This is a genomic window from Pseudoalteromonas sp. SCSIO 43210 (genome assembly GCF_054133285.1).
In genome coordinates, this window is the sequence record NZ_CP087225.1 from 1,650,421 (window position 1) to 1,665,650 (window position 15,230).

Genomic DNA, 15,230 nt, shown 5'->3' on the forward strand with positions numbered 1-15,230 from the left:
TGGTGTGCAGCCATTTAATATTCAAACCAACAATTTAAATATTCATGGTCAAAAGAAAGGGTCGGGCGCTGATGTTGTAATTGCACTGCACGGTTGGCTCGATAATAGTAATAGCTTTGCTCCTATGCTTGATGGCGTTGAGCCTGAGCATACTTGGTACTGTATTGACTTTGCAGGCCACGGTTTGTCATCTTGGCGAAGTCAAGATGCTCACTATTATTTTGTTGATTATATTGATGATTTATACCAGTTTATAAATGCGCTTGGTGTAAAAAAAGTACATTTAGTTGGTCACTCGATGGGAGCCATGGTGGCAGGACTTTTTGCTAGCTGTTTTAACGATTATGTTAAGTCGGTTACCTTTATTGAAGGCATTGGCTGCGTTACAACCCCTAGCCAAGATGTATGCGAACAGTTAAAAAATGCGGTATTAAATAGAGCAAGATTAAAAAATAAGAAATCGAGAATTTATAAATCGAAAACGCTAATTTATGAAGCACGCTCACAAACTACCGATTTGAATAATGAACTAATTATGCTTTTAATGAATCGAAACATAAAAGCAATCGATGGAGGGTTTGAATTAACGACTGACCCAAAGCTTAAAAATCACTCAGGTTTTAGGTTTGATGAAGCGCAATGTATTGGTGCAATAAAAGATTTAATTGCACCATGTCAATTAATTATAGGTAATGAAGGTTATACGTTTGTAAAACAGAATTTAGCTAAGTATATTAGTTATTACAGTAACTTAAGTGTAATTAATGTTAGTGGTGGACATCATTGTCATATGCAAAGTAGTAACGAATGTTTTGAATATATTCAAGCATTTATGGTGCAAAGTGGTGCACGTTAATTGTATATTGTCGATAAATGTGGGATTATTCCCGCATTAGAGTATTTGCTCAATTGTTAAAGTGCCTTACTTAGATTAAGGTTAATAAAAATATAATTATAAACAGGGGCTAAGAGTGGAAAAAATCTGGCTTAAGCGCTACCCAGAGGGTATGCCTGAAACAATCGATCCTGAGCATTACAACTCGTTACTCGAAGTGTTCGAAAAAAGTTTTAGTGACTACAAAGATTTACCTGCATTTACTAATATGGGTAAAACACTGTCTTATGACGAAATTGATACAGCAACCAAAAAAGTTGCTTCTTACATTCAAAATAATTTAGGTCTCAAAAAAGGCGACAAAGTCGCTGTTATGATGCCCAATTTATTGCAAACGCCGATATCAATTTTAGGTATTTTACGTGCGGGTTGTGTGGTTGTTAACGTTAATCCACTTTATACCGTGCGTGAGTTAGAGCATCAATTAAAAGACTCTGATACCACCGCAATTTTTATTCTTGCAAACTTTGCAGATACGCTTGAAAAATCACTTGCACATACTGATGTTAAACATATCGTAGTTACGCAAGTAGGCGATTTGGTTGGTGGCCTTAAAAAACACATAGTAAACTTTGTTGTTAAGCACGTTAAAAAAATGGTGCCTACATACAATTTACCTAATACGATTAAGTTTTCTGACTTGTTAGAAGCAGATGCAGATGCATATAAACGCCCGGAAATGAACTTAAGCGATTTAGCTTTTTTGCAATACACTGGTGGTACAACGGGTGTATCTAAAGGAGCAATGCTGAGCCACGGTAATATGGTGGGGAATCTTGAGCAAGTATCGGGCTGTTTAGATAAAGTATTGGAACGAGGTAAAGAAGTTGTTGTTACCGCATTGCCGCTTTATCATATTTTTGCATTAACGGCTAACTGCTTAACCTTTATGAAATATGGTGGTTTAAACTTATTAATTACTAATCCGCGCGATATGCCCGGGTTTGTTAAAGAATTAGGACAAACAAAATTTACTGCCATTACGGGTGTTAATACGTTATTTAATGGCTTGTTAAATACTCCAGGTTTTGCTGAACTTAATTTTAGCCATTTGAAAATGTCATTAGGCGGCGGTATGGCCGTTCAACGTCCAGTCGCTGAAAAATGGCAAAAAGTAACTGGCTCAAAATTAATGGAAGGCTACGGCCTTACTGAATGTGCTCCTTTAGTGACTATCAGTCCTTACGATTTGAAAGCGTACAACGGTTCTATTGGCTTACCAGCGCCAAATACTGATATAAAGTTAATTCTTGATAATGGTGAAGAGGCTGCACAAGGTGAGCCTGGTGAGCTATGCGTTAAGGGGCCTCAGGTAATGCTTGGTTACTACAAGCGACCAGATGCAACCGCTGAATGTTTAAAAGATGGTTGGTTTGCAACAGGTGATATTGCAACCTATGATGAGGAAGGTTTCTTTTTTATCGTCGATCGTAAAAAAGACATGATTATTGTTTCTGGTTTCAATGTTTTCCCAAATGAAATTGAAGAAGTTATCGCTATGCACGAAGGTGTGCTTGAAGTAGCAGCTATTGGTATTCCACATGATGCAAGCGGTGAACAAGTTAAAGTTTTTGTTGTAAAAAAAGACCCTTCTTTGACTGAAAAAGATATAATAAATCACTGTCGTGATAATTTAACTAATTATAAGGTTCCCAAGCTCGTTGAGTTTAGGGATGAATTACCTAAAACTAATGTAGGTAAAATACTCAGAAGAGCCTTGAAAGATTAGCAACCTATAAAAAAGCCGGCAATAGCCGGCTTTTTTATTGTAGGAGACTAAGTGCAATATCAATTAATCGAAACACAAAATCAACTGAACACTTTTGTTGAACAAATAAAAAACAAGCCTATTTTAGCTATTGATACCGAGTTTATGCGTCGTCGCACTTTGTATCCAGAAGTTGCACTTATCCAAGTATTTGATGGCGAGCATTTAGCTTTGATTGATCCACTGGCTGAACTTTCTTTGTTTGATTTTTGGCAAATATTAAAAGACCCCACCGTTTTAAAAGTATTACATTCACCTTCAGAGGATATTGAAGTATTTCAAAAATACGCAGGCTTTGTCCCTGCGCCGTTATTTGATACACAATTTGCACTGCAATTGCTAGGTGAAGGCAACTGTATGGGTTTTGCGCTTATGGTAAAAGAGCTGCTGGGTATTGAAATAGATAAAAGTGAATCGCGTACTAATTGGTTGCAACGTCCGTTAACGACTAAACAACTTGATTATGCAGCAGCTGACACATTTCATTTGCTGCCGTGTTTTAAATTAATTATTGAGCGTATTAAAGCAGCTGATTTATTTGATATTGTTATTAATGAAAGCGAATTAATTGCTAATAAACGTGCGTTTCAAACACCCGATGAGCTTTTATATAAAGATATTAAAAATGCATGGCAACTTAAACCACATGAGCTGGCTGTATTAAAAGAACTTACTGTTTGGCGACGAAATAAAGCAATTAGAAAAAACTTAGCGCTTAATTTTGTTTTAAAAGAACATAACATGACTGAAATTGCAAAACGTGGCCCTTCTAGTCTAAATGCTCTTCGTCAAATTCCTGGTGTTGAAGCTATAGAAGTTAATCGTTCTGGTGTTGAGGTACTAAAATGTATTGAAGCAGCTAAAGCAATACCTGAGAGCGAGCACCCCGAAGTACTTAAGCGCTTAATTGATTTTCCTACTTACAAAAAAGTTGCTAAAGATATAAAGCAAAAAATCACCAAAGTAGCTAAAGAGCACAATATACCAGAAGACGTTATGGCTTCTAAAAAGCAAATTAATCAATTGATCAGTTGGAATTGGAAGCTTACTAATGAGCAAAAAAAGAGTCATATAAAGCCTGACTTACTTAGCTCTTGGCGTTATTCATATGTTCAAGATGCACTAAAAGAGTGGGATACTTAAGATTAAATATACCCTTTAATTGTGTGACATTTATCTGTTGATTTGCATGGTGAAAAACTTTTAGTTCAGCGCAGAGGATCAAAGCATAGGTGTTTAGAGCCGCTATTACAAAGCAGATATAAATAAAATGGGCGCTTTAAGCGCCCATTTTATATTTACTTCTTTTCTTCATCAGGTAACGTAACGTTTAGCTCAAGAACAGCTAGATCATCTTCGTTTTGATCGAATTGAACTTGTACCGCATCGCTACTTACGTTCACGTATTTACGGATCACATCTAAAATATCTTGTTTTAATTGTGGTAAGTAATCCGGCGTTCCTCGTTGAGAACGCTCGTGCGCGACAATGATCTGCAATCGCTCTTTTGCTAATGACGCACTGTTTTTCTTTTCTGAGCGGAAGTAGTCAAGTAAAGACACGTTAACCTCCAAAAATCCGTTTAAATAAGCCTTTTTTCTCTACATCTAAGAAGCGAAAATCGACGGTTTCACCGAGTAAGCGGTTAATAGCATCTGCATAAGCTTGCCCAGCGTCAGATTCACTGTCTAATATAACTGGCTGACCTGAGTTAGATGCACTTAGTACCGCTTGAGATTCTGGAATAACACCTAATAAATCAATAGCTAAAATGTCTTGTACGTCTTCGACTGATAACATTTCACCTTTAGCAACTCGATCAGGATTGTAGCGTGTTAATAGTAAGTGTTCTTTAATGTTTTCTAGGCCTTCTTCAGCACGTTTCGATTTGCTGTGTAAAATACCTAAAATACGATCCGAATCTCGAACTGACGACACTTCTGGATTAGTTGTCACAATTGCTTCGTCAGCAAAATACATTGCCATCATTGCACCGGCTTCAATACCAGCTGGCGAGTCACAAACAATGTAATCAAAGTCTTCTTTTAATTCGTTTAGTACGCGTTCAACACCTTCACGTGTTAATGCGTCTTTATCACGCGTTTGCGATGCAGGGAGTAAAAACAATTTATCAACACGCTTGTCTTTAATAAGCGCCTGATTAAGTTTTGCTTCACCGTTGATTACGTTTACAAAGTCATAAACCACACGGCGTTCACAACCCATAATTAAATCTAGGTTACGTAAACCAATATCAAAATCTATAATAACAGTTTTATAGCCTTTTAGTGCTAAGCCTGTGCCGATTGCAGCACTTGATGTTGTTTTTCCAACACCGCCTTTACCTGAGGTAACGACAATTACTTTTGCCATGAGATTTATCCTTTAACCAAAGCTGAAATTTCTAATGATTCATTTTTTTGTTGTATTTGCACGGCGTTTCCCCAATGCTCACCTTGGAGTGAATCACTGATCCAATAATTACCATTAATGGAAACAAGCTCTGCCTCTAATTTTTGGCAGAATATATGTGCATTTTTTAATCCTTTTGCACCGGCGATAGCCCGCCCGCGAAGAGTTCCGTATATATGCACATTACCATCGGCAATAACTTCGGCGCCATGACTTACAGCACCTAACACAATTAGGTCTCTGTCTTTTGCATAAACTTGCTGTCCCGAACGTACAGCACCATTGATAATTTGTGCTGGTAAAATTACATTTTTTTCAATGATAGACGTATTAGTTTCCTGTTTAACAGGTTCACTCTTAACGTCTTGTGAATAATTTAAAACAGAGAGCCCAGCAGCTTTCGCATCTATGTGTTGTTCATCAGAACCATTACACACACCAACAGCATTAAAACTCATCCGCTCGATTAATGATTTTAAGTGAACAAAATCGAGTGAACTATTTTTTATCTCAATTAAGTTAACAACAATAGGTGCACCCTCAAAAAACTTAGGTGCTTGGGCTATTTTTATATACAGTTGTTCTGCTAAAAGGTTTATATCAGTAGTATAGAGATACAAAACTGATAACGTAAAAAGATTCCCTTTTAACTCAAAAATTTGGTCCGACATACACGCTCAATTGAATTGTCTGATCAGAAATTAATCTTAGATAAACATAGGCTGAATAAGGCCTTTAATGAAATTTCTAATCTAATTTTTCTAACTTATTATTACTCTCATGTTATAGTGTGCGGCATTGTTAAGCAAGAATTTATAGGGCCATAATGCTCACTGCAGTATATAAAAGTAAGAAAAAAGCGGATACGTTCTTATTTGTTGAAAAAAGAGATGATTTTAGTAAAGTTCCGGAACCTTTGATGACTATGTTTGGTCAACCTGTTTATGTGATGATCATCAATTTAGCAAAACGTGAGCATTTAGGTGGGGCAGATTTAGAAACTGTAAAAGCAGCGTTATCAAACCCTGATAAAGGCTACTACTTACAAATTCCACCACCTGAGCAAAATTTGCTAAGCCAATTACGAAAAGACAATGGAGTTGATAGTGATTAAAAAACTTATCGTTATATTATGTGGTGTATGTTTAAGCTCACCTGTGATTGCAAAAACTCAGGCTGATTTTCAAGATTATTTAGCTAATTTAAAGCAAGAAGCTATTGCAAAAGGTTATGAGGCCAAACTTATTGACGATGCGTTTGCAACAGCAACGTATAAAGAAAAAGTGGTTTCGGCTGACAAAAACCAGCCAGAAGTAAAAGAAACCCTTGAAACGTATTTACCAAAACGTGTACCACAATGGAAAATTGACCGCGCACGTAAGCTTTACGCAGAAAACAAAGAGGTACTTGAAAAAGTAGCGAAAGAGTTTGGCGTACAATCACGCTTTATAGTCGCGCTTTGGGGACTTGAAAGTAACTTTGGCACTATACAAGGTGGTCATAACGTTATTTCATCATTAGTGACGCTTGCTTTTGATGGACGCCGAGAAGCACTTTATAAACGCCAGCTTTGGGCTGCACTGGATATTTTAAAATCAGGTCACATAACGCTTGATAAATTTAAAGGCTCATGGGCAGGCGCAATGGGGCAAACACAATTTATGCCTACTTCATTTAATGCCTACGCGGTTGATTACAACAACGATGGCCGCAAAGATATTTGGACTACAAAGGAAGATGCATTTGCTTCAATTGCTAATTATTTAAAGCAAGAGGGTTGGAATGACTCACTTACTTGGGGTCGCCAAGTTCAGTTACCTGAAGATTTTGATAGTAAATATGTTTTAGTTCGTGGAACAAAAACACGCAAGCAGTGGTTAGAATATTGGAACGACTCAGAGCGCTCATTAGCTGATTGGCAAGCACTGGGTGTCCGTAAAGCTGATGGTTCTGATTTACCTAATGTAGACGTACGTGCTGCGCTGGTTATGCCTGATGACATAAATGGTCGTATGTATTTAGCGTACGATAACTACAAAGTGTTTATGCATTGGAATCGCTCGTATTACTTTGCTACTAGCGTAGGTTACTTGTCGGATAGAATTGGTTATCCAAAAATATAATTTTTGAAATATACCTATAAATAAAGCCGCAATTGCGGCTTTATTCTTTTTTGAATATCTTATCTTTTAGGTCAATAACTTTACCAATTCCAGAACCTAGCTTCATCAGCTTATTAAGTTGCTCTGGCGTTAAACGTTGCAGCTCTGATGACCATTTAGTGACGGTTTCAAGTAGGTTGTGAATTTCCCCCATTTGTTTTTGCGCGTAAAGTTCATCGTCATTACTGGCTTCATCTAATAAGTTATCGCGTAGAAGCGTAAGCGTTGGCTCTATTTCTCGTTTTTTTCGTTCTTCGAAAACACGATTAGCCATATCCCAAATCTCACCTGCAGGGGCGTAGTATTCTTTTCGATCTCCAGGTATATGTTGCACCTTAATTAACTGCCACGATTGTAGCTCTTTAATACCCATACTTACATTACCGCGAGAAATACTAAGCGCATCTGCAATCTCATTGGCTGTCATTGGGTTTTTAGTAATAATCAGCAAACCACACATTTGTCCGATGGTACGATTGAATCCCCAGCGGCTGCCCATCTCACCACAATGCATTACAAAGGCAAAATTCTTTTCGGATAAACTCATAGCTTATTAACTTTCAATAATTTCAGAAAGTAAATGCTAGCACGCTGATTTTGGATAGCAAGATCTTACGCAGTGTAAAATTTGTTTTTCGCTACTAAAGTTTGATTTAGATTAACTTGTATCCGCCTATATTAGGTTATGTTATTTAAATAACCTGACGAAAATACTTTTTTTAACTTACGACTTCTTACATACGATGGAATGATTATGAAAGCTGCAATAAATAATGAATATAAAGGTAAATTAGAAATTACTGACCTGCCAATTCCTGAAGTTGGAACTAACGATGTACTAGTAAAAATAGCAGCCTGTGGTGTTTGCCATACTGACTTACATGCCTGTCATGGTGATTGGCCTGTAAAACCCAAAATGCCACTAGTACCAGGGCATGAAGGGGTTGGTGTTATTGAAAAGCTAGGCAGTAACATAAAACACCTTAAAGTTGGCGATAGAGTGGGTATTCCTTGGTTATATAGTGCATGTGGGCATTGTGAGTTTTGTTTAGATGGTAAAGAAACACTGTGTTTATCGCAGCACAATACTGGTTATTCTATTGATGGTAGTTATGCAGAGTATTGCTTGGCCCATGGCGATTACGTTGTAAAAATACCAGAGGGGTTAGGATTTTCTGAGGCCGCTCCATTATTTTGTGCAGGCGTTACAACCTATAAAGCATTAAAAGTATCTGGTGCAAAACCAGGGCAGTGGGTTGCTATTGTTGGCGTCGGTGGTCTTGGGCACCTAGCGGTTCAATACGCCAAAGCAATGGGTTTTAATGTAATAGCTGTTGATACAGGCAAAGAAAAACTCGCGCTTGCTAAAGAGCTTGGCGCAGATATAACACTCGATTTTAAAGACGTGGTTCCGAGTGAAGCTATTTTCGAACAAGTAGGTGGCGCGCATGGTGTTGTGTGTACTGCGGTCTCTAAAGCAGGGTTTGAACAAGCTTATAAAAGTGTACGCCGTGGCGGTAAATGTGTATTAGTGGGATTACCTCCAGAGGATATGCCACTTCCTATTTTTGATACAGTGCTCAATGGCGTGTCAGTAGTGGGCTCTATTGTTGGTACACGTAAAGATTTGCAAGAATGTTTAGAATTTGCTGCTCAAGGTAAAGTAAAAGCAATTATTGAAGAAAAGCGCTTAGAGGACATTAACGAAATTTTTGACGATATGCTCAAAGGTGAAATTAACGGTCGCATAGTGGTTACTATCTGACCTAAATTAAGCGCTCATCAAACAAAAAAGCACGGTTTCTAAAAACCGTGCTTTTTAAGTATTTAACTAACCTGAGCGCTGAAAATAGCTGCTTGAGATAGATTTATTATCCAGAGTTCAGGTTAACTAGTTAAAGTGTGTAACTAAAACTTAGTTTTGCATTACGCTCTTCCCCTGGCATACCACCTAAAAACATCGCTTTTGAGTAATACTTTTTGTTGAACAAGTTATTTAAGTTTAACTGCATATGCCATTTATCGGTGGTGTACGATACCGCTGTATCGTAAATCGTGTAGCTTGGTACATAACCATCAGGAATCGAGAACGAACTTGAATTAGTACTGCGGTTATCTACAAACGTAATACCACCACTTATATTCAAAGCTTCAGGTAAGTTAAACATATCTGCGTAGTAGGTTACCCACGTACTTGCTGTTACGTAAGGCACACCTTTTTGGCGTGTGTCGTAACTGCTGCTGTTAGGATTACTTTTGTCACGTGCATCTTGATAAATACCGTTTACGTTTACTTTCCATTTATCGTTCAAGTAAGCGTTTAAATCAAGCTCAACACCTTTTGTTTGCTCTTTACCATCATAATAGCTTTCAGGTACATCTGAGCTTGATGTTAAAGCGTCATAAAGTGGATTTGCATATTCTAAATTTGTACGAGCGCTTTCAAATATAACAACAGATGCCAGTAGTTGGTCATCAAATGCTTTAAATCTAAATCCTAAGTCGTTACTTATAGACTCTGAATCTTCTCGGTCAGCTTCATTACCCGCCACAGAGCCTAATACACTATACGCTGTACGGCCTTTTGAATGATTTACAAATACAGATAAATCTTCAGATGGCTGATACGTTGCCCCCAGATTATACGTTAAGCCAGAATCTGATGTACTCGCTTCGGGTGTCGGTTCTGCACGGCTTGCCCTATAGCGAGCATCTACACCAAAGTGCTCGTAAGTTTGCTCAATTCGGTTATATGCCACGCCAATACGCGTTGTAAGCTCTTCCGTTAGATAACCTACATGTTGAATACCTAAGCCCCATGCTTGTACTTTTTTATTATAGTTGCTTGTTTTAAGCGGATCGTAATCATCAAAGCTACCCGATGGCCAATTTGGTTCTCTGATGTCGTAAATATATGGCAATGAACCTTGGTACGTTACATCACCATCATTGTTTGTGAGTACGTAATCTTGATCCCATATTGAGAATTGTTTAAAACGAATATCTCTATCTTCGTAGTTTGCGTTAACAAGTAGCTCGTTATCTACGTCGCCTAGCATAAAGTCATAGCGTAAATCTAAAAAGTACTGCCATGATTTTTCATCGGCTTCTACTTGGCGGTATTCTTGGCGGCGTGCTGCATACGGGTAAAGTACGCCGTCTTCAACTAAAGGTGCACGAGGGTCATTATTAATAATGTTACTGCGCGTTGAATAAACGTAGTTATAAGCACCGGTTTGGCGTGCAAAACTTGATGTGTAGTTGCGGTACTGTAGCTGCTGGTTTAAAAACAAATCGTCAGTAATATAATAGTTATGCGTTAATTTAAAACGCAGTTCTTCACCTTCATTAGCATCTGCCATTGGCGAAATTATACCATTTGTGCCAAAGCTGTAAGGTGTTAAACCATCAGATGCCGATAGTGAATTAGCAAGTTGGTCGCGTTGTGCGTCACTTAACTGTACGCCGCTTCCTGTCGGATCGTTTACTAAATCGGCACCAGTTACTTCACCCGCGCTTAAGCCGTTTGCAGTTTCTGCATTGTAAATACGAATAGGGTGACCAATAGAATCAACCGCTATTTCATCTTTTATATAGGCTGCAGAAAGTATGATGTTTTGTCTGTCATTAAGCACGTATTTAAGTGAGGTATAAATTTCATCGCGATCTTCTTTTAAATCACGAAAGCCGTCACTTGACGCTGTTTTAGCCATTACACGATAAGCTAAATCATCTGTTATAGCGTTAGTGCTATCAAATGATAATGAATAGCTATCCCACTGGCCAAGCTCAGCCGCTACTTTGTGTTTTTCTTCAAACTCTGGTTTTTTTTCAATTAGGTTAATTACGCCACCCGCACTGCCAATGCCATATAAACCTGTTGCAGGGCCTTTTAAAACCTCAACAGATTCAACATTTGTAAGTGAACGAGTTGGGTTAAATGTATTGCCTAAACCTGCGCCACCGTACATGCCATCGTAGGTGTAGTTTGCGTCTAAACCACGAATTACTAAATTATCACCAATACCATAGTTATTGCCAGCCTGCGTTAAGCCACTTACGTTCCTTACTAAATTTTGAAGGCTATCAACGCCCTGAGATTCAATTAATTCACGGTCAATAACTACAACCGGTGCGGGTGTTTGCATTAAAGACATGTCTGACTTAGTAGCAAGACCAGAGCTCATTACAACGCGGTTTTGTTTTTCGTATACGCTGATGCGTTCAATATCGTCTTCAACAGAGGTTGTCGCTGCGATTGCTGCGTGCGCGTTAAAGCAAGCTAAGGTAAGTAATGAGTATTTAAATTTTTTCATAAGGTGATAAGCATTCGTATTTAACTATTTGCGCGAATGATAATGGTTATTGTTTTTAAAGTGAATAAAAAGTTCAATAATTTTTATTTAATAGAGTTGATTGCTTTATATTTGAGCTTTAAGTGATTTTTTATAAACATTAATGCAAATTCGTTAACATTTAGTTTGGGAGTAGTTTGGTAAAATAGAAAATGTATATGTTAAAAAATAATTAAGGCTGAGTTTTAATTATTCAGCCTTTTATTAGGTTTTGTGGCCTTTGGTAAGTAAGTTCAACACAGTTAGCGCTGAAAATAGCGGCTTTACCCAAAGCTCGGTATTATTTTTTAGCTCTATACACAACACCTGCTTTCATAACAAAAGGGATTTGCTCTAAAAGGGATATGTTTGTTAATGGATTGCCTTTTACGGCAATTATATCTGCGGCAAAGCCTGCTTTAATTTGTCCTAACTGATCATCCACTTTTAATAGTTTCGCGCTATTAATCGTTGATGCTTGGATTGCTTGCAGCTCTGTCATGCCAAACTTAACCATGCGGCTAAACTGTTTTGCATTATCTCCGTGCGGGTAAATTGCTGCATCGGTACCGAACACCATTTTCACACCCGCTTTTACAGCACGGCTAAAGCTATCACGCTGCCTTTTAGATACTTGGCGTTCTTTATTTAGGTTTTCTTCGTCTACGCCGTTTTGCTCGCCATAAGTTAGCGTGTATTCGGTATTATAAATATCCATAGAAAGCCAAGTACCATGCTTTTTGGCAAGCGCTATGGCCTCGTCATCTAAAAAGCTGGCGTGTTCAACACTATCAACACCTGCTTTAATGGCTGTTTTAATCCCGCTTGTACCGTGTGCATGAGCTGCAACAGGTAAATCTCGCATATGGGCTTCATCAACAATGGCTTTCATTTCTTCAAAAGAATACTGCTGTGCACCTACTTTAGTCCCTTTTGAAAATACTCCACCTGTGGCGCAAAACTTAATAGCGTTTGCCCCGTATTTAATGTTTTCGCGTACTTTTATACGCGCAGCCCATGGACCGTCTGCGACGCCACTTGAAGTATATTTAAGCTCAGGAGGTAATCGGTTGTTATCACAGTGCCCGCCAGTAATGCCGAGTGATGGGCCTGCAGCCCAAATACGAGGGCCAACTATGTCACCCGCATTTATGCCGTCACGCACGGCTATAACGCTGTAACCTTCTGCGCCAACATTACGTACTGTTGTAAATCCAGCTTCTAAGGTTTTTTTGGCAAAATGAGCCGCTTTAATCGCCATTCTAGGAACTGACTGGCCTAAACGTTCACTGCGTGGAACCGTAGGATCGCTCGTTAAATGCACATGCATATCCATTAAACCTGGCATAAGGGTTAAATCAGGTAGTTGAATATGTTTATCATCTTTAGTCAGCGTTGGTTTTTTATTTTGTTCAATATTAGTGATCACGCCATCATCAATAGTAATTAAGGGGGATTTAATGAGCTTGCCATCTTCAACATCAACCATGGCTTTAGCTGATAGGTATGTAACTGCATAGGTATTAAAAGTGGTTAAGCAAAGTAAGGCAATAGAGGTGCTGAGTAGTTGTTTTTTCATTTTATTTTTCTTTTAAATCATATTTGAATTAATAGAAATGTAACAAGTTCAGATAAAAGTGCAAATTTAATACGATGAATGCAATCTATCGTAATTTCTTTATTAAGCACGGTTTAATGCGCATAATTGAACAACGATATTAAAAAGGATTATCATGAAATCAATTAAATTAGCATTAGTTGCCAGCGGCGTTATGTTTGCTTTAAGTGGCTGTATGAATACTGGGTTTAGTACACACACTAATACCAGTGCGCAGTTAAACACCGTTAACGCATCGGCAGGTATTGTTTCAGAGCTTTCGGCAGAGCAACAACTCGATGTACTTGTTGCGCAGTATTACGATGAATCGCTCACATACAGCCCTATCAGCGCAACGTACAATGGTCGTAATGAGTTTAACGACCAATTTACGCCTGCGATTTCAAAAGAAAATAGAGTTAAAAAAGCGGCTTTTTATAAAAAATATCAACAGCACTTAAACTTTATAGATAAAGCACAGTTAACAGGGCAGTCGCTTTTAAGTTTTGAAATATTAGAGCGCGACCTCGCACTTAAATTAGAAGGCATGCAGTTTCCTGATTATTTACTACCAATAAATCAAATGGCGGGTGCGCATAACACCTTTGCAGGTTTTGGTTCAGGCCAAAGTGCTCAGCCGTTTAATACCGCTGAAGATTACACGGCTTTTATCTCGCGTAGCGAAGGTTTTGTAAAGTGGCTTGCCAGTGTAGAGCGTTCAATGGCGCAAGGCATTAAACTAGGTATTACGTTACCAAAACCACTTGCTGAAAAATTGCAGCCACAATTTGCAGCTCATGTAGTTAAAAATGCCGAAGATTCACTATTTTGGGGACCAATTAAAAAATTACCAGAATCATTTAGCGCACAGCAAAAGCAAAAAACTACAGCGCAGTATCGTCAATTGATTATGCAGCACTTAGTACCGGCTTATAAAAGCATGAGTGATTTTTTAGCTAATCAGTATATTCCAAATAGTCGAGAAAGCGTAGGTTACAGTGATTTACCAAACGGTAAAGCGTGGTACGAATACCAAATTAAGAAAAACACAACGCTTAGCTTATCTGCAGACGAAATTCATGACATTGGTTTAAGTGAAGTGTCGCGCATTTTAAGCGAAATGAAAAAAGTAAAAGAAACCGTAGGCTTTAAAGGTGAACTATCTGAATTTTTTGATCATTTACGTGATTCAGATGAATTTTACTACGACACGCCTGAGGAGTTAATTGCGGCATATGAAAACGTTAAGAAAAAAATAGACGCGCGTTTGCCTCTGCTTTTTGACATCGCACCCAAAGCACCTTACGTTGTAAAAGCGGTTGAAGCATACAGAGCACAGTCTGCAGCTGGTGCATCATACGCATCACCGGCACCTGATGGCTCTCGCCCAGGTATTTTTTATATCAATGCTTATAACTTAAAAGCGCAGCCTAAATTTTTACTCGAAACTTTATCGATTCACGAAGCAGCCCCAGGTCATCACTTTCAAATAGCACTTCAGCAAGAAATAGAGGGGTTACCTGATTTTCGTAAATTTGGTGGTTATACCGTGTTTGCAGAAGGTTGGGCGCTTTACGCAGAAAGCTTAGGCAAAGAGCTAGGTTTATTTACCGACCCTTACATGTGGTACGGGCGTTTATCGGATGAGCAATTACGTGCAATGCGTTTAGTGCTTGATACCGGTTTTCATGCAAAAGGGTGGACGCGTCAGCAGGGAATAGATTACATGCTTACAAATTCGTCTATGGCAAAGAGCGATGTAATTGCAGAGGTTGAGCGATATATTGCATGGTCAGGACAAGCGCTTTCTTACAAGTTAGGGCAATTTAAAATTCAAGAGTTACGTGATTTTTCTAAAAAACAACTGGGTGATAAATTTGATATTAAAGCGTTTCACACGCAAATATTAATTGATGGCGCATTACCAATGCCAATCCTAGAGGAAAAAATTAAGCGTTGGGTTAAATCTCAAAGCTAATTTGTAGCGCAAAGCCAGTACTTTGAAAGGGTATTGGCTTTGCGCCATTTACAGCAATACGGTAGAATGCGCGCTCTTTAGGGG

At 38.4% G+C, this 15,230-nt stretch carries 13 protein-coding genes; 7 read left to right on the top strand and 6 right to left on the bottom strand.

Going from position 1 to position 15,230, the window contains the following annotated elements; genetic code table 11:
- Nucleotides 1-4 precede the first annotated feature (4 nt).
- The 3 genes from LOS73_RS07085 to rnd all read left to right on the top strand — a co-directional run bounded on the left by LOS73_RS07085 (nucleotide 5) and on the right by rnd (nucleotide 3,806).
- Entirely contained in the window at nucleotides 5-856 is an 852-nt protein-coding gene (locus LOS73_RS07085; RefSeq protein WP_457934738.1) for an alpha/beta hydrolase, read from the top strand.
- 115 nt (nucleotides 857-971) lie between these two features.
- Complete coding sequence (fadD, locus tag LOS73_RS07090) at nucleotides 972-2,624, top strand: long-chain-fatty-acid--CoA ligase FadD (RefSeq protein WP_457934739.1); 1,653 nt, start codon at nucleotides 972-974, stop codon at nucleotides 2,622-2,624.
- A gap of 51 nt (nucleotides 2,625-2,675) precedes the next feature.
- Nucleotides 2,676-3,806 carry a ribonuclease D gene (gene rnd, locus LOS73_RS07095; RefSeq protein WP_457934740.1) on the top strand — a complete coding sequence of 377 codons (1,131 nt, stop codon included), beginning with the start codon at nucleotides 2,676-2,678 and terminating at the stop codon, nucleotides 3,804-3,806.
- Nucleotides 3,807-3,961: 155 nt separating this feature from the next.
- Here rnd and minE read toward each other — a convergent pair whose 3' ends face one another.
- From minE to minC, 3 genes are read right to left on the bottom strand one after another with little or no spacing between them, the layout of a single operon-like run.
- Nucleotides 3,962-4,225 (bottom strand): cell division topological specificity factor MinE, encoded by a 264-nt coding sequence (minE, locus tag LOS73_RS07100; protein ID WP_007377619.1) that lies wholly within the window; start codon nucleotides 4,223-4,225, stop codon nucleotides 3,962-3,964.
- Nucleotide 4,226: 1 nt separating this feature from the next.
- On the bottom strand, nucleotides 4,227-5,036 hold the full coding sequence (gene minD, locus LOS73_RS07105; RefSeq protein WP_007377618.1) for a septum site-determining protein MinD: 810 nt from the start codon (nucleotides 5,034-5,036) through the stop codon (nucleotides 4,227-4,229).
- 5 nt (nucleotides 5,037-5,041) lie between these two features.
- Nucleotides 5,042-5,746 (bottom strand): septum site-determining protein MinC, encoded by a 705-nt coding sequence (gene minC / locus LOS73_RS07110; protein ID WP_457934741.1) that lies wholly within the window; start codon nucleotides 5,744-5,746, stop codon nucleotides 5,042-5,044.
- A gap of 155 nt (nucleotides 5,747-5,901) precedes the next feature.
- Here minC and LOS73_RS07115 point away from each other — a divergent pair, with 155 nt between their 5' ends.
- Nucleotides 5,902-6,189 (top strand): YcgL domain-containing protein, encoded by a 288-nt coding sequence (locus tag LOS73_RS07115; protein ID WP_008134235.1) that lies wholly within the window; start codon nucleotides 5,902-5,904, stop codon nucleotides 6,187-6,189.
- Nucleotides 6,182-7,198, top strand: a complete 1,017-nt coding sequence (locus LOS73_RS07120; protein WP_007377615.1) for a lytic murein transglycosylase — start codon at nucleotides 6,182-6,184, stop codon at nucleotides 7,196-7,198. The genes LOS73_RS07115 and LOS73_RS07120 overlap by 8 nt, the downstream gene beginning before the upstream one ends.
- Nucleotides 7,199-7,238: 40 nt before the next feature.
- On the opposite strand, the gene LOS73_RS07125 is transcribed toward LOS73_RS07120, so the two are convergent.
- The gene (locus LOS73_RS07125; RefSeq protein WP_033015088.1) at nucleotides 7,239-7,784 is read right to left on the bottom strand and encodes a GbsR/MarR family transcriptional regulator; all 546 of its coding nucleotides are present in this window, start codon (nucleotides 7,782-7,784) and stop codon (nucleotides 7,239-7,241) included.
- A 207-nt stretch (nucleotides 7,785-7,991) separates the two neighbouring features.
- Between LOS73_RS07125 and adhP the strand changes: the two genes are divergently transcribed.
- Nucleotides 7,992-9,002 carry an alcohol dehydrogenase AdhP gene (gene adhP / locus LOS73_RS07130; protein ID WP_096794615.1) on the top strand — a complete coding sequence of 337 codons (1,011 nt, stop codon included), beginning with the start codon at nucleotides 7,992-7,994 and terminating at the stop codon, nucleotides 9,000-9,002.
- Between the two features lie 130 nt (nucleotides 9,003-9,132).
- On the opposite strand, the gene LOS73_RS07135 is transcribed toward adhP, so the two are convergent.
- Both LOS73_RS07135 and LOS73_RS07140 read right to left on the bottom strand, forming a co-directional pair.
- Entirely contained in the window at nucleotides 9,133-11,553 is a 2,421-nt protein-coding gene (locus LOS73_RS07135; RefSeq protein WP_457934742.1) for a TonB-dependent receptor, read from the bottom strand.
- Between the two features lie 319 nt (nucleotides 11,554-11,872).
- A complete protein-coding gene (locus LOS73_RS07140; RefSeq protein ID WP_457934743.1) occupies nucleotides 11,873-13,150 on the bottom strand; it encodes a Xaa-Pro dipeptidase in 1,278 nt (425 codons plus the stop codon).
- A 154-nt stretch (nucleotides 13,151-13,304) separates the two neighbouring features.
- Between LOS73_RS07140 and LOS73_RS07145 the strand changes: the two genes are divergently transcribed.
- The gene (locus LOS73_RS07145; RefSeq protein ID WP_457934744.1) at nucleotides 13,305-15,146 is read left to right on the top strand and encodes a DUF885 domain-containing protein; all 1,842 of its coding nucleotides are present in this window, start codon (nucleotides 13,305-13,307) and stop codon (nucleotides 15,144-15,146) included.
- Nucleotides 15,147-15,230 lie beyond the last annotated feature (84 nt).

Bases quoted from the DNA above. Each gene is read 5' to 3' on its own strand.
- minD (WP_007377618.1), bottom strand. From the start codon at position 5,036: ATGGCAAAAGTAATTGTCGTTACCTCAGGTAAAGGCGGTGTTGGAAAA.
- minC (WP_457934741.1), bottom strand. From the start codon at position 5,746: ATGTCGGACCAAATTTTTGAGTTAAAAGGGAATCTTTTTACGTTATCA.
- LOS73_RS07115 (WP_008134235.1), top strand. From the start codon at position 5,902: ATGCTCACTGCAGTATATAAAAGTAAGAAAAAAGCGGATACGTTCTTA.
- LOS73_RS07125 (WP_033015088.1), bottom strand. From the start codon at position 7,784: ATGAGTTTATCCGAAAAGAATTTTGCCTTTGTAATGCATTGTGGTGAG.
- adhP (WP_096794615.1), top strand. From the start codon at position 7,992: ATGAAAGCTGCAATAAATAATGAATATAAAGGTAAATTAGAAATTACT.
- LOS73_RS07135 (WP_457934742.1), bottom strand. From the start codon at position 11,553: ATGAAAAAATTTAAATACTCATTACTTACCTTAGCTTGCTTTAACGCG.
- LOS73_RS07140 (WP_457934743.1), bottom strand. From the start codon at position 13,150: ATGAAAAAACAACTACTCAGCACCTCTATTGCCTTACTTTGCTTAACC.
- LOS73_RS07145 (WP_457934744.1), top strand. From the start codon at position 13,305: ATGAAATCAATTAAATTAGCATTAGTTGCCAGCGGCGTTATGTTTGCT.